General features: G+C 68.4%; 18 protein-coding genes. 7 read left to right on the top strand and 11 right to left on the bottom strand.

Annotated elements, in window-relative coordinates:
* The first annotated feature begins 17 nt into the window (after window positions 1-17).
* From ABL312_RS13285 to ABL312_RS13275, 3 genes are all read left to right on the top strand, one after another.
* Window positions 18-1,391, top strand: coding sequence for a sigma-54 dependent transcriptional regulator (locus tag ABL312_RS13285; protein ID WP_349357869.1), 1,374 nt, complete (start codon window positions 18-20; stop codon window positions 1,389-1,391).
* A 70-nt stretch (window positions 1,392-1,461) separates the two neighbouring features.
* The gene (flhA, locus tag ABL312_RS13280) at window positions 1,462-3,642 is read left to right on the top strand and encodes a flagellar biosynthesis protein FlhA (protein ID WP_374730130.1); all 2,181 of its coding nucleotides are present in this window, start codon (window positions 1,462-1,464) and stop codon (window positions 3,640-3,642) included.
* Between the two features lie 83 nt (window positions 3,643-3,725).
* A complete protein-coding gene (locus ABL312_RS13275) occupies window positions 3,726-5,114 on the top strand; it encodes a hypothetical protein (RefSeq protein WP_349357867.1) in 1,389 nt (462 codons plus the stop codon).
* Window positions 5,115-5,173: 59 nt separating this feature from the next.
* Here ABL312_RS13275 and ABL312_RS13270 read toward each other — a convergent pair whose 3' ends face one another.
* From ABL312_RS13270 to aguB, 4 genes are all read right to left on the bottom strand, one after another.
* A complete protein-coding gene (locus ABL312_RS13270) occupies window positions 5,174-5,986 on the bottom strand; it encodes an arylamine N-acetyltransferase (RefSeq protein WP_349357866.1) in 813 nt (270 codons plus the stop codon).
* A gap of 68 nt (window positions 5,987-6,054) precedes the next feature.
* Entirely contained in the window at window positions 6,055-6,336 is a 282-nt protein-coding gene (locus ABL312_RS13265; protein ID WP_349357865.1) for a hypothetical protein, read from the bottom strand.
* A 103-nt stretch (window positions 6,337-6,439) separates the two neighbouring features.
* The gene (aguA, locus tag ABL312_RS13260) at window positions 6,440-7,531 is read right to left on the bottom strand and encodes an agmatine deiminase (RefSeq protein WP_349357863.1); all 1,092 of its coding nucleotides are present in this window, start codon (window positions 7,529-7,531) and stop codon (window positions 6,440-6,442) included.
* Between the two features lie 24 nt (window positions 7,532-7,555).
* On the bottom strand, window positions 7,556-8,437 hold the full coding sequence (gene aguB, locus ABL312_RS13255) for an N-carbamoylputrescine amidase (protein WP_349357862.1): 882 nt from the start codon (window positions 8,435-8,437) through the stop codon (window positions 7,556-7,558).
* Window positions 8,438-8,605: 168 nt separating this feature from the next.
* Here aguB and ABL312_RS13250 point away from each other — a divergent pair, with 168 nt between their 5' ends.
* The gene (locus tag ABL312_RS13250; RefSeq protein ID WP_349357861.1) at window positions 8,606-9,217 is read left to right on the top strand and encodes a GNAT family N-acetyltransferase; all 612 of its coding nucleotides are present in this window, start codon (window positions 8,606-8,608) and stop codon (window positions 9,215-9,217) included.
* Between the two features lie 15 nt (window positions 9,218-9,232).
* Here ABL312_RS13250 and ABL312_RS13245 read toward each other — a convergent pair whose 3' ends face one another.
* Entirely contained in the window at window positions 9,233-9,733 is a 501-nt protein-coding gene (locus tag ABL312_RS13245; protein ID WP_349357860.1) for a YbaK/EbsC family protein, read from the bottom strand.
* A 286-nt stretch (window positions 9,734-10,019) separates the two neighbouring features.
* Here ABL312_RS13245 and ABL312_RS13240 point away from each other — a divergent pair, with 286 nt between their 5' ends.
* Window positions 10,020-10,631, top strand: coding sequence for a hypothetical protein (locus tag ABL312_RS13240; protein ID WP_349357859.1), 612 nt, complete (start codon window positions 10,020-10,022; stop codon window positions 10,629-10,631).
* An 83-nt stretch (window positions 10,632-10,714) separates the two neighbouring features.
* Here ABL312_RS13240 and ABL312_RS13235 read toward each other — a convergent pair whose 3' ends face one another.
* Window positions 10,715-11,641 (bottom strand): metallophosphoesterase, encoded by a 927-nt coding sequence (locus tag ABL312_RS13235; RefSeq protein ID WP_349357858.1) that lies wholly within the window; start codon window positions 11,639-11,641, stop codon window positions 10,715-10,717.
* Window positions 11,642-12,082: 441 nt separating this feature from the next.
* On the opposite strand from ABL312_RS13235, the gene ABL312_RS13230 reads away from it, so the two are divergent.
* Complete coding sequence (locus ABL312_RS13230) at window positions 12,083-12,574, top strand: NUDIX domain-containing protein (protein ID WP_349357857.1); 492 nt, start codon at window positions 12,083-12,085, stop codon at window positions 12,572-12,574.
* Between the two features lie 25 nt (window positions 12,575-12,599).
* Here the strand turns inward: ABL312_RS13230 and ABL312_RS13225 are convergent, their stop codons facing one another.
* On the bottom strand, window positions 12,600-13,580 hold the full coding sequence (locus ABL312_RS13225; RefSeq protein ID WP_349357856.1) for a glutathione S-transferase family protein: 981 nt from the start codon (window positions 13,578-13,580) through the stop codon (window positions 12,600-12,602).
* Window positions 13,581-13,969: 389 nt separating this feature from the next.
* Between ABL312_RS13225 and ABL312_RS13220 the strand changes: the two genes are divergently transcribed.
* Window positions 13,970-14,476 carry an N-acetyltransferase gene (locus ABL312_RS13220; RefSeq protein WP_349357855.1) on the top strand — a complete coding sequence of 169 codons (507 nt, stop codon included), beginning with the start codon at window positions 13,970-13,972 and terminating at the stop codon, window positions 14,474-14,476.
* Window positions 14,477-14,506: 30 nt separating this feature from the next.
* Here ABL312_RS13220 and ABL312_RS13215 read toward each other — a convergent pair whose 3' ends face one another.
* The 4 genes from ABL312_RS13215 to ABL312_RS13200 are packed head-to-tail and all read right to left on the bottom strand — an operon-like array spanning window position 14,507 to window position 21,400.
* Window positions 14,507-16,585: a hypothetical protein gene (locus ABL312_RS13215; RefSeq protein ID WP_349357854.1), complete on the bottom strand. Its 2,079-nt coding sequence runs from the start codon at window positions 16,583-16,585 to the stop codon at window positions 14,507-14,509.
* A gap of 10 nt (window positions 16,586-16,595) precedes the next feature.
* Window positions 16,596-19,433, bottom strand: a complete 2,838-nt coding sequence (locus ABL312_RS13210; protein ID WP_349357853.1) for a DUF4159 domain-containing protein — start codon at window positions 19,431-19,433, stop codon at window positions 16,596-16,598.
* Complete coding sequence (locus ABL312_RS13205; protein WP_349357852.1) at window positions 19,430-20,386, bottom strand: DUF58 domain-containing protein; 957 nt, start codon at window positions 20,384-20,386, stop codon at window positions 19,430-19,432. The genes ABL312_RS13210 and ABL312_RS13205 overlap by 4 nt, the downstream gene beginning before the upstream one ends.
* A gap of 9 nt (window positions 20,387-20,395) precedes the next feature.
* A complete protein-coding gene (locus ABL312_RS13200; RefSeq protein WP_349357851.1) occupies window positions 20,396-21,400 on the bottom strand; it encodes a MoxR family ATPase in 1,005 nt (334 codons plus the stop codon).
* Between the last annotated feature and the right edge of the window lie 96 nt (window positions 21,401-21,496).

Here is a 21,496-nt window from a genome sequence, read left to right as displayed (position 1 = left end):
GGAACAGGAGAAGACCCATGCGACTGTTGATCGTCGGCACGCTCGAAGGCCAGTTGATCACCGCCTCGAAGATCGCCATGGACGGCGGCGCGGCGGTCGTCCACGCGGACACCGTTGACGACATGCTCAAGACGCTGCGCTCCGGGCGCGGCGCGGACCTGGTGATGGCGGACGTCGATCTCGACATCGGCGACCTGATCGCGCGGCTCGAGGGTGAGCGCATTCACGTGCCGGTCGTCGCCTGCGGCGTGAAGACGGACGCCACCGCCGCCGTCAATGCCATTCGCGCCGGCGCCAAGGAATACATTCCGCTGCCGCCCGATCCGGAGATGATCGCCGCCGTGCTGGCGGCGGTGGCGCGCGAGCGCTCCTCCATCATCTATCGCGACAACGCGATGGCCGCCGTGGTGCGCCTCGCCGAACAGATCGCCGGCTCCGACGCCTCGATCCTGGTGACCGGCGAATCCGGCTCGGGCAAGGAGGTGATCTCGCGCTTCGTGCATGCCCGCTCCAACCGGGCGGACAAGCCGTTCATCTCCATCAACTGCGCGGCCATTCCCGAGCACCTGCTGGAGTCGGAGCTTTTCGGGCACGAAAAGGGCGCCTTCACCGGCGCGGTCGCCCGGCGCATCGGCAAGTTCGAGGAAGCGAGCGGCGGCACGCTGCTGCTCGACGAGATCTCGGAGATGGACGTGCGGCTGCAGGCGAAGCTCCTGCGCGCCATCCAGGAGCGGGTGATCGACCGGGTGGGCGGCAGCAAGCCGGTGGCCGTCGACATCCGCATCATCGCCACGTCCAACCGCGATCTGGCGGAGGCGGTGCGCGTGGGCACCTTCCGCGAGGATCTGCTCTACCGGCTCAACGTGGTCAATCTGAAGCTCCCGCCGCTGCGCGAGCGCCCGGGCGACATTCTCGAGCTCGCCGGGCATTTCGTCGAGCGCTACGCCCAGGAAAACGGCGTGCCGAAGCGTCCGATCTCCGACGAGGCGCGGGCGATGCTGGTCGCCAATCCGTGGCCGGGCAACGTGCGCGAGCTGGAAAACACCATGCACCGCGCGGTGCTGCTGGCCACGGGCGATGCCATCGACGTCGACGCGATCCGCATGCCGGACGGCAGCCCGATCGCCGCCGGACAGGGCGCGGACGCGCGCGTCGCGGCCAGTGCGGCGGCGACCGCCGAGGCCGTCAGCCGCGCCTTCGTGGGCCGCACCGTGGCGGATGTGGAGCGCGATCTCATCCTCGACACGCTCGACCATTGCCTGGGCAACCGCACCCATGCGGCGAAAATCCTCGGGATCTCGATCCGCACCTTGCGCAACAAGCTGAATCAATATGCCGATGAGGGGCTGGACGTTCCCGCGCCCGGCGAGGCGCGCGTCGCCGTGGCGTGAGCGTGACCCTGAGCGTGAGCGGGAATGGATCGGATCGGACGGCGCGGCGCCGGCGGTGTGAGGATGGACGATGAGTGAGGTGACGGCGAGCGGCGGCGGCCAGGGCAACGTGCCGGCGGATCCGCAAGCGGCGGGTCAGCCCGCCGGCGGCGGCCTCAACCTCGGCGCGTTCGGCGTCAACGTCGCGAGCTTGTGGGACAGCATCAAGCGCGGCGAGATCGCGCTCGCGCTCGGCGTGATGATCATTCTGGTCGTGCTGATCCTGCCGATGCCGGCGTTCATGCTCGACCTGTTCCTGGCCATCTCGATCATCTTCTCCGTGCTGATCCTGATGACCGGCCTGTTCATCCAGAAGCCGCTGGAGTTCTCGTCCTTTCCCACCGTGCTGCTGATCGCCACGATGCTGCGGCTGGCGCTCAACCTCGCCTCGACCCGGCTGATCCTGTCGGGCGGACACGAAGGCACCGATGCCGCCGGCCAGGTCATCCAGGCCTTCGGCAACTTCGTGATGGGCGGCAATTTCATCATCGGGATCATCGTCTTCTCGATCCTGGTGATCGTGAACTTCATCGTCATCACCAAGGGCTCGGGGCGTATCGCCGAGGTCGCGGCGCGCTTCACCCTCGACGCCATGCCCGGCAAGCAGATGGCGATCGACGCGGATCTCTCGGCCGGGCTCATCGACGAGGCGACCGCGCGTCAGCGCCGTCGCGATCTGGAGGACGAAAGCTCCTTCTTCGGCGCCATGGACGGCGCCTCGAAATTCGTGCGCGGCGACGCCATCGCCGGCCTGCTGATCACCTTCATCAACATCGTCGGCGGCATCATCATCGGCGTCGCGCAGATGGATCTCTCCTTCGGCGACGCGGCGACGACCTACACGCTGCTGACCATCGGCGACGGGCTGGTGTCGCAGATCCCGGCGCTGATCGTCTCCACCGCCGCCGGTCTGCTGGTCTCCAAGGCGGGCGTCTCGGGCGCCGCCGACAAGGCGCTCGCCAAGCAGCTCTCCGGCTATCCCAAGGCGCTCGGCATGTCCTCCTTCGTGATGGTCACGCTGTCGCTGCTGCCGGGCATTCCGATGCTGCCGTTCCTGGGGCTTGCGGGGCTCGCCGGCTATCTCGCCTTCAAGGCGGGCAAGCAGCAGCAGGTGGTCGCGGAACAGGCGAAGGTCGCGGAAATCGCGGCCGCCGAACCGCCCGCGCCGAGCGAGCCGCCGATCGCGGATTCGCTCAAGATGGACGAGCTGCGCATCGAGCTCGGCTATGCGCTGCTGCCGCTGATCAACGACCAGGGCGCGCAGGGCGACCAGCTCACCGAACAGATCAAGGCGCTGCGGCGTCAGCTGGCCTCCGACCTCGGCATTCTCATGCCGCCGGTGCGCATCCTCGACAACATCCAGCTCGGCGCCAACGACTATGTCATCAAGGTCAAGGAAGTGCCCGCCGGTCAGGGCCAGCTCTTCCCCAACCACTACATGGTCATGGATCCGCAGGGCGGGCAGGTGAACCTGCCGGGCCAGCACACCACCGAGCCGACCTTCGGCCTGCCGGCGACCTGGGTGGAGGGCCAGTACCGCGAGGACGCGGCGCTGCGCGGCTACACGGTGGTCGATCCGGCGACCGTGCTGGCGACCCATCTGACCGAGACGATCCGCGGCAATGTGTCGGAACTGCTGACCTACGCCGATGTGCAGAAGCTCCTGAAGGAAATCACCGGCGAGCAGGCCAAGCTGGTGGAGGACATCGTGCCCTCGCAGATCACCGTGTCGGGCATCCAGCGGGTGCTGCAGGCGCTGCTGGCCGAGCGCATCTCGGTGCGCGATCTCGGCACCATTCTGGAAGGCATCGCCGAGGCGACCGGCTTCACGCGCAATCCGGCCCATATCGCGGAGCATGTGCGCTCGCGGCTGGCGCGGCAGATCTCGGCCGCCAACACCGCGCCGGGCGGCTATCTGCCGCTCATCGCGCTGTCGCCGCAGTGGGAGCAGGCGTTCCTGGAATCCATCGTCGGCGAGGGCGAGGACCGTGCGCTCGCCATGGCGCCGTCGAAGCTGCAGGATTTCGTCCGCCTCGTGCGCGACGCCTTCGAGCAGGCGGCCCAGGCCGGCGAGGTGCCGGTGCTGCTGACCTCGCCGCAAACCCGCCCCTTCGTGCGCTCCATCGTCGAGCGCTTCCGCGCCCACACCACCGTCATGAGCCAGAACGAGGTCCACCCGCGCACCCGGCTGAAGACGGTGGGCACGGTGTAAGGTCGCTTGCATGCATCAAAGAGTTTCAATAACGTCATACACTCAAAAATTGTTTAAGTTGAATTGATCAATTGAGGTCTCGAATGGTCGACCAAGAAAAAAAGACCCCACTCCCCAATCTCAATGGGGTCGGGGAGCGGTCACGGCTTTTTCCCGTCCTTGCGGAAACATCGAAAGAAGGACGAGCACTCTCAATTCTGCTGGCGTGTGTCGCGAACGTTCGCGAGCTAGGCCAAAGCCTGCTGTCAGATCTCGGTGTGAGGGTCGGTGTACGGGCCGAAGTAGAGACTTTCACTGAAGTTGTGTTCGAGAAAACCGGAAGCGACAAGAGCTTGCGTCCTGATGGTTTGATCTTAGTCCGAAATGGATCTCGGCAATGGCCCGCCATTGTAGAAGCAAAAATTGGGAATTCGGAACTATCACAGGAGCAAATTGAGAATTATCTTGATATCGCAAAACAGAATAAGATTGACGCTGTAATTACAATATCAAATCAGTTTGCGCCGCTTCCAAGCCACCATCCGGTGCAGCTCGGCGCAATTTCGCGCAGAAAGTCAGAGTTATACCATTGGTCTTGGATGCATATTCTGACAGAGTCAAAAATACTTCTAGACAATGATAATGTTGCAGATGAAGATCAAAGACTCATTCTGAATGAACTTGTCCGCTTTCTCGCTCATGACAGCACTGGCGTGAAGCATTTCAGTCAGATGCCTTCGGAATGGACCACTGTGCTGTCAACGGTTCAAGCAGGAGGTGGCCTCTCTCAGACCTCTGCAGACGTGAAGGCTGTCGTCGGAGCATGGCATCAGGAAGGGCGTGATCTTAGCCTGACCCTTAGTCGACAGATCGGGCGCAATGTTAAGATCAGGGTTCCGCGTGCACAACGGGCAGATCCAACGGCGCGGCTGAAGGCAGACTGCAAGGATTTATGCTCGGATAACTGCCTAAGGCTCTCGCTTTCTGTTCCTGATGCTGCCTCACCAATCGAGGTTGTCGCTGATCTTAAAACAAAATCGATTGCGGCGGTGATGCGCTTGAAAGCGCCTGCTGACAGAAAGACAACAAAGGCACGTATCAACTGGTTGCTGCGGCAGCTGAAGAAGGCAGAATCGACCGAGCTACACGTTCGTCTGTATTGGCCGGGACGGGGCCCCTTTTCACAGTCCACGCTTGAAGAATTGCGTCGAAACCCTGATTTGGTTCTCGAAAATAATAATAAGTCGAATGTTACCTCGTTCGAGGTGCTTCTAGTGCGGGACTGCGGTCCGAGATTTTCCCAGAGAAAGAATTTTATCGTGGATCTTGAGACCGTTGTTCCAAGCTTTTATCTCGAGGCTGGACAATATTTGCGGGAATGGCAAGCGCCTGCTCCTAGAATCCGGGAGGAAAAATCAGGGCCGAAAGATGTGGATACGGAGGCGCTGCAAGAAGAGGCGGAGCGCGAGGCCGGAGATTTTTATGAAAATTAAGTGGTCGATATCTTCGAATGCCTATTCTGCGAAATTTCACTAATCCTTTAAGCGCCTCACTATGCCTGAATTGGAAATAGCTCCGCGTGGCGGGCTTCGATGCGCGGCCAGAGGGTCGCGGCCTCGGGCATGTCGAGAGCGAAGGTCTCGCGCAGGCAGGCGACGAGGTCGTCGGCGTCGTGCAGCAGCGTGTCCTCGGTGGCCTCGGCGGTGACCGTCTTCAGCACCTTGCCGCGCAGGATCAGGTGCCGGTCGGCAAGCCGGCGCTGGGCGGTCAGATTGCGGACGAAGGGCGAGCCCGGATCGCTCTGCAGCGTGTGGCTCGCGCCCTCGAAGCGGTCCGCCGGCACGGGCTCGGGCAGGAAGTCGAAGCTCGAGACGTTGCCGTGCGCGTCGTCGGTGAGGCGCCAGAAGCCGTCGCCGGTCTCCGAGATGTGCAGGGCGTAGGGCGCCTGGAGAGTGCTGCCGGCGGTGAGCGGCAGGGGCGCGAGCTGGCTGCCGCCATAGCCGACGTCGACGAGAAAGGCGCCCGCGTCGAGATCGACGCGCAGGCACTTGTGGTTGTCGGTGAGCGCGGGCGTCTCGGCGCTGCGGCCCACATGGCCGGAGAGCGGCGCGACGGAAAAGCCGATCTCGCGCAGCGCCCATTCCAGCAGCGTGTTGACCTCGAAGCACCAGCCGCCGCGTCGCCGGACGACGATCTTGTCATAGGCATGCGCGGCGTCGGTCGCCACGGCGCGGCCGAGTTGCTGATCGAGATTCTCGAAGGGGACGGCGGCGAGATGGGCGCGCATCAGCGCCGTCAGCGTGTCGAGATCGGGGCGGAGGGCACCGGACCAGCCGATGCGGTCGAGATAGGCGGAGAGCTGCATGGGCGTGACCTATCGCCGGGTTGTGGCGAAAATGCAGCAAAGACAGAGGGTTGAAGGATTACGTAGCGTCACACCTTGATGTCGAGACTGTCGATCGCCTTGTCGATGGCGTCGTTCTGCTCGCCGACCTTGGCCTGGGCTTCCGTCTGCACGCGCTGCACGACCTTCTGGAACAGAAGTTCCGTGGCGCGTTGCGTCGAGGCGACGTTGACGCCGAATACATTGGAGGCGACGGCCTGCTGCGTCAGGAATTTCTCGGAATGCTCGCGCTGCTTGGCACGCCAGGCCTTGTTCCGTTCGTAGAACGAAAACTCCTGAGACCTGCCGAAGGAAGAACCGATGCCAGGCATGGGGCGCCCATGTTGGTGTTAACCGCGTCCCAGCCTCGCCGATCATGGTTAACACGCCCTTACCGCCGGCGCATTTTGCGAGGCGGGCCGAACCGGCCGTGCCTCATCTCGGAACCTGCTGGGTGATGCAATGGATGTTGCCGCCGCCGAGCAGGATCTCGCGCGCCGGCACGCCGACGATCTCGCGATCCGGGAAGAGGCCGCGCAGGATCTCCCCGGCCTCGGCGTCGGTGCGCGGGTCGAGCAGCGGATAGACCACGCGCGTCGTGCCTATGTAGAAGTTGCAGTAGCTGGCCGCGAGCCGTTCCCCGGCCCGGCGGACCATGCCGTCCGCGCGCGCGTCGATGCCGTCGGCTTCCGCGGCGCTCATGAACAGCGGCCCGGGCATCGGCAGCTTGATGACGCGCAGGCGCCGCCCTCTTGCGTCTTTCGCTTGGGACAGGAACGCCAGCGCCTCGGCGGAGCGGGCATGCTGCGGGTCGCCTGGATCGTCGGTCCAGGTGAGGGCGACGAGACCCGGCGCGCAGACATGCAGCAGATTGTCGACATGGCCGGTGGTCTCGTCGCCATGGACGCCGCGCGGCACCCAGAGCACGGTCTCGACGCCGAGGTAGTCCTCCAGCAGGGCCTCGATCTCCGGCTTCGAGAGCCCGGGATTGCGGCCGGGGCTGAGCAGGCATTCCCCGGTTGTGTAGGCCGTGCCGTCGCCATCCACATGGATCGCGCCGCCTTCCAGCACGAGGGGCGCGCGGTAGCGGTCCGCGCCCTCGATCTCGGCGACCTTCGCCGCCACGGCGTCGTCGCGGTCCCAGGGAAAATAGAGCCCGTCGTGAAGCCCGCCCCAGGCGTTGAAGCGCCAGTCGACGGCGCGGCGGGTGCCCGCGCCGTCGACCACGAAGCTCGGTCCGATATCGCGCATCCAGGCGTCGTCGCTCGACAGTTCCACGACGCGAATGCCCGGCGACAAACGGGCGCGCGCGTTGGCGTATTGCCCGGCCGAGACCGCCATGGTGACGGGATCGGAGGGGTGGATCGCCTCGGCGACCGCGACGAAGGCGTCCTGAGCCGGCTTGGCGTTGAGGCGCCAGTTGTCCGTCCGCTCCGGCCAGACCATCCAGCATCCGGCGTGCGGCTCGAACTCGCCAGGCATGCGGAACCCGTCGGCGCGGGGCGTGGAGGCGAGCAGGCGGGGCATGGCGCGAAACTCCCTTGCCGCTCGTCAGCCCCGGCGCGACGCGCCGTCGAGGGTCGTCAGGGGGCCGTAAAGCTCCGGCCGGCGGTCGCGGAAGACGCCCCAGCCGGCGCGCAGGGCGGCGATCTCGTCCAGATCGACGGTCGCGGTGAGCACGGTCTCGCTGGCGCGGTCGGCCTCGGCGATCTTGGCACCGGTCGCGTCGGCGATGAAGGAGGAGCCGTAGAAGGTGAGCTTGGTGCCGTTGCGTCCGGGTTCCGTACCGATGCGGTTTGCGGCGACCAGCGGCATCAGATTGGCCCCGGCGTGACCCTGCATGACGCGCTGCCAGTGCGCGGCCGAATCCCATGTCGGATCGAGCAGTTCCGAGCCGATGGCGGTCGGGAAGAACAGCATCTCGGCGCCCATCAGCGCCATGGCGCGGGCCGTCTCGGGAAACCACTGGTCCCAGCAAATGCCGACGCCGATGCGTCCGAAGCGGGTGTCGAACACCCGGAAGCCGGTGTCGCCGGGCGAGAAGTAATATTTTTCCTGATAGCCCGAGCCCTGCGGAATGTGGCTCTTGCGGTAGACGCCGAGATTGGCGCCGTCGGCGTCGATGATCGCGATGGAATTGAAGCGTGCCTGACCGGCCAGTTCATAGAAGCTCACGGGAATGACGACGCCGAGTTCGGCGGCGAGCGCCTGCATGCGCGCAATCGTCGGCTGCGCGTCGGCAGGCTCGGCGCGCATCAGCAGGTCCGGCGCTTCATCCTGACAGAAATAGGGATACTCGAACAGCTCCTGCGGCAGGATGATGTTGGCGCCCCGGCCGGCCGCCTCGCGGATCAGTGCCTCGGCGCGCGCGACATTGTCGGCGCGCTCCGGCGCGCAGGCCATCTGCAGGGCGGCAAGCGTGACGTGTCTCATGAAATCCTCTGTGGTGCGTCCCGTGGCGTGGCGTCCCTTGGCGTCGCGTGGCGTCGCACAGGCGGGAGCGAGCCCGGTCGGGCGGGGCGGCGGGGCGGGGGTTGATTGCAACGCGCGCTTGCGCCTATCTGACAGACATTCCCGCCGCCTGCCAAGGGGACGCGTGCCATGTCCGTCGTTTCGCTCGATCTCGCCGGTTACACCGACCTGCCGCCCGGCAAGGTCGCGATGATCGTCACCTATCTGGAAATGCGCGCCCAGCCGCTGGTGCGCCGGATCGAGCGCCCGGATCTCGCGCTTGAGCGCATCACGGACCCGGACCCGGCGGCCTATCGCGCGCTGTTTCGCCGGATCGGCCACGACTGGCTGTGGTTCGGGCGTCTGGGCGCGGATGACGCGGAATTGCTGAAGCTGCTTCAGGAGCCGGCGCGCGAACTCTACTTCTGTCGCAGCAACGGCGAGGCGGTCGGACTGCTGGAACTCAATTTCGCCGATCCGGAGAACGCGGAACTCGCCTACTTCGGCCTGGTGCCGGAGGCCATCGGCAGCGGCGCCGGGCGCTGGCTGATGAACCAGGCGCTCGCCCGGGTCTGGGCGCGGCCCGAGACAAAGCGGATGTGGCTGCACACCTGCACCGCCGACAGCCCGCAGGCGCTCGGCTTCTACCGCTCCTGCGGCTTCACGCCCTACAAGCGCGCCATCGAGGTCGCCGACGATCCGCGTCTGAGCGGCCTGCTGCCGGAAACGGCGGGGCCGAACATTCCGGTCATCGACGTCTGACGAAGGCTCGGGCCGTCACGCCCGCATCCTGAGCGGCGTCGCGCCGGTGGCGCGCCGGATATCCTCCGGCGTCGCCTGAAAGACGCTGTTCGGCGCGCCGGCGGCGGCCCACACCGTGTCGAAGCGCAGAAGATCCTCGTCGATATGGACCGCCACGTCGCCGGCATGACCGAGCGGGGACACGCCGCCGATGGCGAAGCCCGTGCGGGCGCGCACCGTGCGCCCGTCGGGACGGCGCAGGGGCTCGCCGATCCGCTCAGCAACGCCCGCCTCGTCGACCCGGTTCACCCCGCTGACCAGAAGCAGGATCACGCGGTCGCTCTCGGCGCCGAGATAGACCAGCGACTTGACGATCTGCGCCACCTCGCAGCCGCAGGCAGCCGCCGCTTCCTCGGCGGTGCGCGTGGAGGCGGGCATGTCGTGGATGTCGATGGTCAGGCCGGCCGCGCGGGCCGCCTGCGCGACGCGCTCCTTGCTGCTCCGCGCGCCGCGCTCCTTGCTGGAAACGGTTGCCATCAAAAAGTCCTAACTCGCGTTAACCATGTTTGCGACTTCCGCAGTGGAAGAATCAGTGGGAGTGCTCCGTGCTGCTGCGGTGCGTGACAGACTATGGTAAACGTTTCCGTTAAGAGTTCGTTTACTGAATGCGTGCGCGTCCAGGGCGGTGCCGCGCGCCATTCGATCACGAGCCTCGATCGCTACAGGCCCCGAGCACTTCGAGCCTGGATCGCTATGAGCCTCGATCACGACGAGCCGAGTGCCGGGCGGGGCCTCGGTGGATTTGGCCGGAACAGGAAGCCGCATGACGAGATCGCGTGACAATGTCGTACCGCACGCCAAGGTGCGCAGCCTTCGCGATGCGATCCGCAAGGTCAAGCTCGCCGAGGTCGAGCGCACCGATGTGGTGGTCGAATTGCAGGAGTCCGAGCGTGCCCGCCTCGAGTTGCTCAGCGAGGAACTGCAGGACGTCTTCAAGGAAGTGCCCGAGGACGACGACCAGTTCTCGTTCCAGATCGTGCCGGGCAATGTGCCGCGCCTGTGGATCGACATCACCAGCCATGTGGCGATGGGGCGCGACAAGCGCACCTACCGCTTCATCAAGGATACGCGCATCGGCCGCACGGTGATCCTCGAGACGACCGAGCTCGAGGACATGGCCGACTGCATCACCGAATATATCGCCGAGCGGGTCCTGGAGCGCGAACGCGCGGTGGAAGGCGACTGGTTGTCGAAGCGCCTGCGCGAGGCGCCGCCGGCCCAGGCGGCTCAGGAGGCGGGAAGCGCGGAGGCCGACCCGCCGCAGGTGCCGCATGTGCGCGGCCTGTGGGGTCCGTTCGCGGCCTTCGCCGTCGGGCTTCTGGTCGGCGCCGCGGCGCTCATCGGCTATGCGTGGTTCGCCAATCCGCTCAACTGACGCGCGTCACGGTCGCTGGATCAAGATCTTCCGAGAGCGATATCTCCCCAGGCGCGCTCCCCAGGCGTTGTCGCCAAAGGGCGTCAGGCTACGGCTGCGGGCGTGCCGGGAATCGCGAGACTGTGCCGCGCGAGCGTGTCCACACCTCCCGCGTCTTCCAATGTCTGCGCGCGAAAACCGCGCTCTTCCATCTCGCAGGTCCAGGCGCCGTGCGCACCGTCGATCGAGAACAGATTGTAGCGCGCCGCCGGGCGCTTGTGGCCGGGGCCGTTGGAGGCCGAGGGCACGCAGATCACGGGAACCGGTCCGTGCGGGCCCTCGATATGGGTGCGCGTGGCCAGATGGGTGTGGCCGTGCAGGACGAGTTCCGCGCCCGCGCGCTTGATCGCGGCGCGCACGCGCGAGGCGTCCGTCAGCCGCTTGTGCCAGGCGGTCGCGCCGCGCTGCGGCGGATGATGGATCATCACGACCCGGAACACTCCTTGCGCGCCCAACGCCTCCAGCGTTTCGCGCAGGTGGCGTGTCTGACGGCTGCCGATGCGTCCGGTGGCGAACCACGGGCCGCTGGCGCGCGCGCTCGACACGCCGACGAGGGCGAGGGGGCCGCGTTTGCGCACATAGGGAAAATGCACGCCCGGCGCGCCGTCCCCGGTCATGTAGGGCGCCCAGGCCTCGCTGGCCCGGCGCAATGCGCCCGGCACATAGGCGTCGTGGTTGCCCGGAACCACGGACAGGCGATCCGGTGGCGCGAGGGCATCGAGCCAGCGCCGCGCGGCGGCGATCTCCTGATCGAGCGCGATGTTGACGAGATCGCCGGTCAGCGCGACATGGTCGGGCGCCTGGCGGCGCATGTCGTCCACAAGGCGGTCGAGCCAGGAGGCGGTCAGGGCGCGCGCGCGGTTGCGATGCCAGTTGACGTAGCCGATCATGCGCTTCGACATCAGGTCGCGCAGGCGCGCGTCGGGCATTGGACCCAGATGCGGGTCGGACAGGTGGGCAAGGCGGAACATGGCGTCACATCAGAAGGAAGCGGTCCGCCGGTCAAGCAAAAAGCGCCGCGGTGGAACCGGGCGCCTTGCAGGGGCGCGACAGGTCGCGCCCGAAGGAATCGTGGCCGCGCGCGGGGCGCGCCCCGGGATGTGTCAGTTTGCGCTGAAGGTGGTCAGCGTCGCGGCAATGCGCGGGTTGGTCAGATCGACCGCCGGCCGCCATGCGAACCGCCGCTTCCTGCGAGCCGTGAACAACGCCGTGAACATGGGAGTCTCCTTTGGGCGTCCGAAGGCATCGCGTCGCGCCCTATTGCGCGGGATCGCCTGCGGACGCGCGGAATGTGGTCGCAGTCGGCGCGCTTCACAACACACGCTTTCGCAGTGCTCCCCTGCGCGGCCCGCATGGCCGGTTAAGAAAGCCTTGCCGGTGCGACGGCCGGCGTCCGGCGGGAGCGGGGCGCGGTGAGTGCTGCGCGGGGATACCGGCCGTCGTGGTTCGCGCGCCGGGCGAGCGCGCTCATGATCGGGCTCGGTCGGGTCCGGCGCGCAATGACGCTCGGCGTGCGGGTCGCCGCCTTCGACGATGAGGGACGCGTCCTGCTGGTGCGTCACAGCTACACGCCGGGCTGGTATCTGCCCGGCGGCGGCGTCGATCCGGGCGAGACGCTGGCGGCGGCGGCGCTGCGGGAATTGCGCGAGGAAACCGGGGTCGCGACGAACACTCGACCGCGCCTCGTCGCGATCTATCAAAACGCCCGCATCGACCCGCGCGACCACGTCGGCTTCTATCGTCTCGATGGCGTGGCGCAGCCGCCGGGCGGCTTCACGACAGGCCTGGAAATCCGCGAGGTCGGGTTTTATTCGCCCGACGCCCTTCCCGAAGGGGCGACGCCCGCCACGCGGCGGCGGCTTGCCGAACTCGCGGGGCAGGCGGAGATTTCCGAGACCTGGTAGACGCGGCGTGGGCGCCGTGCAGAGCTCACGCGGCGAGCGGCAGCCGGTCCCGGTCGTGCGGCGCGTCGAGATCGAGCACGGGCCCGAGCGGCACGATCCGTGTCGGGTTCACCGTCTCGTGCGAGCCGTAGTAATGCGTCTTGATGGTTTCGAAGTCGCAGGTGCCGGCGACGCCCGGGTGCTGATACAACTCGCGCAGGTAGTTGGAGAGGTTCGGATAGTCCACGATCCGGCGCAGGTTGCACTTGAAGTGGCCGACATAGACCGGATCGAAGCGCACCAGCGTGGTGAAAAGACGCCAGTCGGCCTCGGTGATCCGTCCGCCGACGAGATAGCGCTGGCGCGCCAGCCGGTCCTCCAGCCAGTCGAGGCTCTCGAAGAGCTGCGTCACCGCCTCTTCATAGGCGCCTTGCGTGGTGGCGAAGCCGGCCTTGTAGACGCCGTTGTTGACCGTGTCGTAGACGCGCGCGTTCACCGCGTCGATCTCCTCGCGAAGCTCCTGCGGATAGACGTCGAGGCGCGTCTCCACGCCGTCCAGGGCGTCGAAGGCTGCGTTGAACATGCGCAGGATTTCCGAGGATTCGTTGGAGACGATGGTTTCGCGCTCGCGGTCCCAGAGGATCGGCACGGTGGCGCGGCCGGAATAGACCGGATCGGCCTTCACATAGACCTGCCAGGCGGTTTCGGCACCCGTCACCGGATCGGGCTCGGCGAAGGTCCAGCCGTCGTCGAGCATCAGCGGCTCGACCACTGAAACGGTGATCGTGTCCTCCAGCCGCTTCAGCCGGCGCAGGATCAGCGTGCGATGGGCCCAGGGACAGGCGAGCGAGACGATCAGGTGATACCGCCCGGCCTCTGCCGCAAAGCCGCCGCTGCCGCTCGGGCCCGGCGCGCCGTCGGGCGTAACCCAGTTGCGGAAGGCGGAAGTCTTGCGCACGAACCGTCCGCCGGTCGATTTCGTGTCGTACCAGTCGGTGTGCCAGACACCGTCCACGAGACGTCCCATGGGTGGCCTCCCTGTCGCTTCCTGTCGATTGCATCGTTGTCTGTGCGGAAAGATGGGGGAGGGACATCTTTCTTCAACGCTCTGGAAAGTGCGTTCACCTTGCGTGAACGATGGTCCCGCCGGCCGGGTGTCGGGAGGAGGCCGCAAACGGCTTTACGACGCGCCGGCCCCATGCTATCGACCCTGCCACCGCGGGCGCAGGGTCCGCGAACGGGGACCCACCGGCATGACCGCCTTCAACCGGCAGCGACGACGAGAACTGCGACGAGGCTTGTCCTCGCGCTTCGCGCCGCGCGCGGTCCCGGCTGCCGTCGTCTGAGGCAAGACGACAGGGGCGGTCGGCGACGCGGCGGCTGATCTGCCTTTCGTTCATCGTCGAGATCCCCATCATGCTTGCCAATGCCTGGCTCATCCGGACCGAACAGCCGTCCGACCTTCCGCATGTCGAAACCCTTCAGGCCGAAGCCTTCGGGCCCGGCCGGTTCGCCCGCACCGCCTTCCGGCTGCGCGAGGGTGTTGCGCACGATCCCCGCCTCAGTTTCGTCGGGCTGAGCGGCGAGGCGATCGCCGGCTCCGTGTGGCTGACCCGGATTTCCATCGGCGACACGCCGTCGCTGCTGCTCGGGCCGCTGACCGTCGCGCCGGCCTTCAAGAGCCAGGGGCTCGGTCGGCTGCTCGTCGCGCATGTGCTCAAGAGCGCGCGTGCGCTCGGCGAAGGCTCCGTGCTGCTCGTCGGCGACGCGCCCTATTACGGCCCGCTGGGGTTCGAGCCGGTGCCGCCGGGGCGCATCACGCTGCCCGGTCCGGTCGATCCGGCCCGGCTGCTGATCGCGCGGCTCGATCCGGATGCGGAGATGCCGGCGGGCGCCACGCGCGGCGGAGCGCCGCGCGTCTGAGATGGCCGGGCCTGACGCGATAACAACCGGTCAGCGCCCTTCGCGGTACCACAGCAGCGAGACGGCGCCGAGCAGAAGCGCAAGGCCCAGAAGGCCCTGGAACAGCGGATAGCGGTCGACGCCCTTCAAGACGCTCGCATCCGTGGTGCGAAAGCCGATCCAGCCGTCGCCGGCAAAGGCGGAGGCACGGCGCAGCGGCACCACGCGCGGCATCAGCAGTTCGCCCCCGGCATCCGCGACGCGGCGCACCGAGCCGCCCGTTTCCGAGGCGAGCCCCGCCAGCGTGGCGGTCGTGCTGAGGACGTCGGTGAACTCGCGCGGGTTGGGCGGGCCGACATGGACGAGCGCCTTGCGCGTGCCGTCGTCGACCGTGTAGAGGCCGAGATCGGGTGCGGGCGTGTTCGCCCGCCACAGGCCCGGCGACACTTCGGTCGGCGTGAGCGTGCGGGTCTCGCCGCCCGGCAGCGTCAGCGTCAGATCGCCGACGGCCTCCGAGATCGTCTGCCGTTCGGCGACGACCTCCGCGCCGCGCGCGGAAAGCCGAAGCGCCTCTTCCTCCAGATCCGGTTCCTGCATGAGCCAATGGGCGAGGCGGCGCAGCAGCGGCACATGCGGTCCGCCGCCCTCGTAGCCGCGCGCCCACAGCCACACGTGATCGGACAGCAGCACCGCGACGCGGCCCTCGCCCTCGCGCGAGAGCACCAGGAGCGGTTTGTCGTCTACCCCGTTCATCAAGGTGTCGCCGGCGGCCACATTGGCCTCCACCAGCCGGAACCAGCGGCTCCAGTCGGGCGGCGTCGCGGTTGCGCCGGGCAGTCCGCGCGTCACGGGATGGCGCTCGCCGGTGTCGGAGATCGCCGCGCGGAAGGGCTCCTCGTAGATCATCCCCGTCGGCTCGGCCGGAAGCACGGGCGAGAGCGGCGTGCGGTAGAGGCTGCCGCCATCGGCATAGTCCGGGCCACTCGCCACCAGCACGGCGCCGCCGTCGCGCACGTAGCGGGCGATGTTGTCGAAATAGAGCAGCGGCAGCACGCCGCGCCGCACGTAGCGGTCGAAGATGATCAGGTCGAATTCGTCGATCTTGGTCGAGAACAGCTCGCGCGTCGGGAAGGCGATCAGCGACAGCTCGTTGATCGGCGTCCCGTCCTGCTTGTTGGGCGGGCGCAGGATGGTGAAATGCACCAGATCGACCGAGGCGTCGGACTTCAGGAGATTGCGCCAGGTGCGCTCGCCCGCGTGCGGGCTTCCCGAGACGAGCAGCACGCGCAGGTTCTCGCGAATGCCCTCCACGGTGACGACGACGCGGTTGTTCAGTTCGGTCAGTTCGCCGGGCAGCGTGTCGGCGGAGAACTCGAAGATGTTGTCGCCGCCGTGGGCGATCTCGACGGGAATGTCGAGTGTGGCGCCGGGGCGCGCGCGGTGTTCGGAGACGATCTCGCCGTCGCGGCGCACCAGGATGCGGGCATCGCCGCCCGCCTCCGTCCGGCCGTGATCCTGAAGTTGCAGCGTGACGACCTGCTGCGAGCCGACAAGCGCGAATTTCGGCGCCCTGGCGATGGCCAGCCGCCGATCGACCTCGTCCTCCCGGCCCGTGACCAGACCGTGCAGCGGCGCGTCGAAGCCGAGATCCTCCGCCTTTTCGGGGATATCGTGCACCTGCCCGTCGGTGATGAGAACGGCGCCGCCGATGCGTTCCGGCGGCACATCGGACAGACTGTCGGCGAGCGCGGAGAAGAGCGCCGTGCCGTCCGCCGTGCGGCCGTCGCCGCGTCCGGCGCGGGTGACGCGCACCTCGTAACCGGGCAGGGCGGCGAAGCGCTCCTGCAGCGTGGCAAGCGCCGCCTCGGTGGTCTCGGCCCGGTCCCCCAGCCGCTGGCTCTGGCTGTCGTCGACGATGACCGACACGACGCTGGCAAGGGGCTCGCGGTCCTCGCGTTCGACCGCCGGGCCGGCGAGCGCGGCGACGAGCAGCGCCATAGCCAGCCCGCGCAAGGGCCAGGCCGGCAGACGCATCACCGCCGAAAGCACCGCGAGCGCGACGGCGAGGACCGCGGCGGCGGAGAGCGCCCAGATCGGCAGCAGGGGGTCGAAGGACAGGGACCAGATCACGCGCGCGCTCCTATTGTCCGAGCCGTTCCAGCAGGGCCGGGATGTGCACCTGATCCGCCTTGTAGTTGCCGGTCAGCGCATACATCACGATGTTCACGCCGGCGCGAAAAGCGAAGTCGCGCTGCACGGGATCGGCCGGCACGGTCGGGTAGAGATAGGTGCCGGCCTCGTCGATCGCCCAGGCGGCGGCGAAGTCGTTGCCGGTGATGAGGATCGGCGACACCCCGTCGCCGGCGCGCACCGGACGCCCCGAGGCCGCGCGCGGATCGGTCTCCACCGCCTCGACCCACAGCGGGCTGCCGGTGTAACGGCCCGGGAAACTGTCGAGCAGATAGAACGCCTTGGTCAGCACATGGTCGGGCGGCACCGGTTCCAGCGGCGGGATATCCAGCCCGTCGAGCATCGCGCGCAGCCGCAGCACCGAGGGGGAGGTGCCGAAGCCGCTGATGCCGGAGGACAGCTGGTCGGCCGTGTCGAAAAGGATCGTCCCGCCGTTGCGCATGAAGGCGTCGACCCGGGCAAGCGTGTCGGCGTCCGGGATCGGCGTTTCCTCGGAGACCGGCCAGTAGAGCAGGGGGAAGAAGGCGAGTTCGTCGGCCGCGACGTCGACGCCGATCGGCGCCTCGGGCTCCAGCGCCGTGCGGCCCGCGAGGAAGCGGGTCAGGCCGTAGAGCCCCTGCCGGCTCATCTCGTCGCGCGCGCCGTCGCCGGTGATCACATAGGCAAGCCGCGTATCGAGGGTCGCGTCGAGCGCGCGGATGTCGTCCGAGGTGTCCTGTGCCTGCGCGGCGACCGGAGCCAGCAGCGGCAGCACCAGCAGGCCGGCGGCGAGCACGCAGGTCGCGCCGGCAAGCCGGCCGCGCAGGCCGCGCCGGTCGCCGCGCAGGGCCATCATGGCGAGGGCGTCGGCGAAGAGCAGCAGCAGCGCGAGCACGAAGAGCGCGGGGCGCAGGTCGGTCGCCTGCGCGCTCGGATAGGTCGAAAGCGTCGCGCGCTCGGCAAGCGGGCTCAGGTCCAGCCGGCGCGCGTTGTCCGGGTCGGTGAACAGATTGACCGCGCGAAAGGCGTCGTCGCTGCCGTAGAGCCCCGGTGGGTGGCGGCGGCCCGGCGCGATCTCGTCGGTGGCTCCGATGGGAATGGCGGAGGCCGGCGGCGGGCCGAGGCGGCCGTAGCCGTCGAGCAGCCGCGAGGGGGCAAGCTGGGGCATTGTGTCGGCGGCGCGCGTGGCGGAGGCGGGTGCGCCCGTCTCCGGGCCGGCCGTGGCCGGCGCTGTCGTCGAAAGGGCCACGACCCGGCGCAGCATCTCCACGAAGGTGCCGGACAGCGGCAGGTTCGACCAGCTCGTGTCGGCGGAGACATGGAACAGCACCAGCGTGCCGCGCCCGCGCGGCGCGGCGGTGACCAGCGGCGTGCCGTCGGCGAGCACGGCCCAGCTGCGCTCGGCGAGATCGGGGCCGGGCTCGGCCAGCACCTGCCGGCTGACGGTGACGTCGGCGGGCACCTCGAGGCCCGCGAAGGGCGAGCCTTGCGAGAACTCGGCGAGCGGTTGCGGGTCATCCCAGGACAGGCTGCCGCCGAGCGCCCGGTCGCCGGCGCGCAGGGGCGTGGGGATCAGGTCGTCCGTGCCACCGGCCAGGCGCGGGCCGGCGAAGCGCACCAGCACGCCGCCCTGCTCCACCCAGCGCGCGACCGCGTCGCGGGCGCTCGGCGGCATGCGGCCGACGTCGGCCAGGATCAGCACCGAGGCGCCGCTTTCGATGAGCGCGGGGATCGCGTCGTCGAGCGCATCGGCGCGCGGGCGGCGCAATTCGGTGAAGGGCGACAGCGCGCGGTCGAGATAATAGAGCGGCGAGAGCAGCGGCTGCGCCTGATCGACGGAGGCGCCGGAGACCAGGCCCACGGTGCGCCGCTGCCACCGGTCGTCGAGCAATTGGACGCCGGCTGCGCTCTGCTCGCCGACGATCTCCAGCCGCGTCACGTCGTTGCGCAGCTCGACCGGCAGGTCGAAGCGCGCCGTGCCGCGCGTCTCGTCGCCGTCGTAGGTGGCCAGTGTCTCGCCCAGAACGAGCCCCTTGCGGTCAAGCGCCCGCACGCGCACCGGCGGCGCGCTCGCCGCGCCCGGGAGAACCGTGGCCGTCAGGGCATCGACGTCATTGCGCGCGTCGGCCAGCACCGACGGCCTTGTGGGGTCGGTGTGAATGCGCAACTCGGCGTCTCCGGCAATGGTGGCGAGATCGTCCAGAAAGCGGGGTGTCGTCGCCTCCGCCTCGTCGGCCGTCAGCCAGACGACAGCGCCGGGGGCCTGCGTCGCGGCCGCCTTGCGAAGCGCGATGGTCACCGCGCCGCGCGCCGCCGGCCAGGGGCGCGGCTCCAGCGCGCGCAGCCGCTCCAGCGCCGCGGTCGCCGTCTGTGGTCCCTCCGGCTGGTCCGGTCCCTCGGCGGTGGCGACCAGATAGACGGTCCGGCTGTCGGCGGCGGCCGCGTCGATCAGCCGTTCCGCCGCCTCGCGACGGGTATCCCAGGCGTGGGCGGAGGCCCAGCCGTTGTCGAGCAGGATCCACAGCGGCCCGTCGCCGGCGGGCGTTTCGGTCGCCGGGCGCCAGATCGGGCCGGCGAGTGCCAGAATGAGGGCTGCGGCGAGGAGAAGCCGCAGGATCGTCAGCCACAGCGGGCTCTTGTCCGGGGTTTCCTCGCGCCGGTCGATGTCGGCCAGCAGCCGGGCCGGGGGAAAGGCGATCTGGCGCGGACGCGGCGGAATCAGCCGCAGCAGCCACCAGATGGCCGGCAGAAGCAGCAGGGCGGCGAGCGCCAGCGGTGCTGTGAAACCCAGAGGGATCAGCGAACTCATGCCCCGTCTCCCCTGCCATCGGCCATCAGAAGTCCGCTCAGCCGGCTGTGCAGCACCAGCATCGGCTCCGAGGCGGGCCGGTCGGTGTGATGGACCAGAAACGTCCAGCCGGCGGTGCGCGCCATGTCGGACAGGGCCGTGCGATGCGCGTCGAGCCGCTCCGCATAGGCCGCCTTCCACTCCTGCGCCTTGCCGGAGGTCAGGCGGAAGCCGGTTTCGGGATCGCGGAACTCGGTGCGGCCGGTGAAGGGGAAGGTCTCCTCCACCGGATCGAGCAGCATGACGATATGGGCGCGCGCGCCGGTTGCCGCGACGGTGCGCATCCACGCGAGCGTCTCTTCCAGCGGATCGAGCAGGTCGCCGATCAGCACCACGTCGGAGAAGCGGCGGATTTCATGCGGGTCGGGCAGGCTCACGGGATCGCGCACATGGGCAAGGGCGGCGGCGATGCGCTCGGCCGCGTGGCGGTCGGACACCGGGCGGCGCAGGCCCGGCAGACCGACGCGCTCGCCGGTCTCGGCCAAGAGATCGGCAAGCGCCAGCAGCAGCACCAGCGCGCGGTCGCGCTTCAGCGTCGGTGCGAGGTCGGAGCGGAACGCCATCGACGGCGACAGGTCCGCCCAGAGCCATACGGTGTGCGCGGCTTCCCACTCGCGCTCGCGCACATAGAGATGATCGTCGCGCGCGGAGCGGCGCCAGTCGATGCGCTTGACCGGCTCGCCGGCGAGAAACGGACGGAACTGCCAGAAATTTTCGCCAGACCCGGCGCGCCGGCGCCCGTGCCAGCCGGCGTTGGTGGTCATGGCGACCTGTTTGGCCTCGACCAGCAGGTCCGGCAGCGCATCGGCGAGCGAGCGGGCGGCGCCGACGATTCGCGGCCAGGGCTCGCCGTCGCCGGAGGCCGATGTGTCGCGGGCGGAGCCCAGACCGAAGCGGGCGGCGGGACCGGTCATGCGCGCTCCTTACCCGATCCGCGACTTCACGCGGCCGATCAGGCTGCGGATGGTGTGACCGTCGGCGCGCGCGGCGAAGGTCAGCGCCATGCGGTGCTGCAATACCGGTTCGGCGAGCGCCAGCACGTCATCGACCGAGGGGGCGAGGCGGCCGTCGACCAGCGCGCGGGCGCGCACGGTGAGCATCAGCGCCTGGCTGGCGCGCGGCCCCGGCCCCCAGGCGATGAGACCGGCGAGCTCGTCGTCGGTCTCGCCCGGACGCGCGGAGCGCACCAGCTCCAGAATGGCCTCCACCACGCTTTCGCCGACCGGCATGCGGCGCACCAGCTGCTGGCAGGCCATCAGCTCGTCGGCGGACATGGCCGCCTCGGCGCTGCCGTCCTGGGCGCCGGTGGTCTCCAGCAGGATGCGGCGCTCCGCGTCGCGGTCGGGATAATGCACGTCGATCTGCATCAGGAAGCGGTCGAGCTGCGCCTCGGGCAGCGGATAGGTGCCTTCCTGCTCCAGCGGGTTCTGGGTCGCGAGCACGTGGAAGGGGCGCGGCAGGTCGTAGCTGTGGCCGGCGACGGTGACGTGATACTCCTGCATCGCCTGCAGCAGCGCCGACTGGGTGCGCGGGCTGGCGCGGTTGATCTCGTCGGCCATCAGAAGCTGGGAGAAGATCGGCCCCTTGATGAAGCGGAAGGCGCGGCTGCCGTCGGCGGCCTGGTCCATCACCTCGGCGCCGAGAATGTCGGAGGGCATCAGGTCGGGCGTGAACTGGATGCGCCGCGCATCGAGGCCGAGCACGGTGCCGAGCGTTTCCACGAGCTTGGTCTTGGCAAGCCCCGGCACGCCGACCAGCAGACCGTGGCCGCCGGACAGGAGCGTCACCAGCGCGCGTTCGACCACGCTTTCCTGGCCGAAGATGATCCGCGAGATCTCGGTGCGGGCCGCGGCGATCTGCGCCATCGCGGCTTCCGCGTCGCGGACCACCTGGTCCTGATCGACCTCCGGGGGAGTGATTGCGCTCATGATTGCTCGTCCCTTCCTGTTCCGCCGCCCGGTATTATAGACCGTGTTCGATGGCCGGTTACGCCAGCTTGTGTCGCCGGCCGGCTCGCTGACCGG

The sequence above is a fragment of the Stappia sp. genome (assembly GCF_040110915.1).
Classification (GTDB): domain Bacteria; phylum Pseudomonadota; class Alphaproteobacteria; order Rhizobiales; family Stappiaceae; genus Stappia.
Note: the sequence above shows the minus strand (reverse complement) of the source record. Positions and strands in the feature narration are given on the sequence as shown.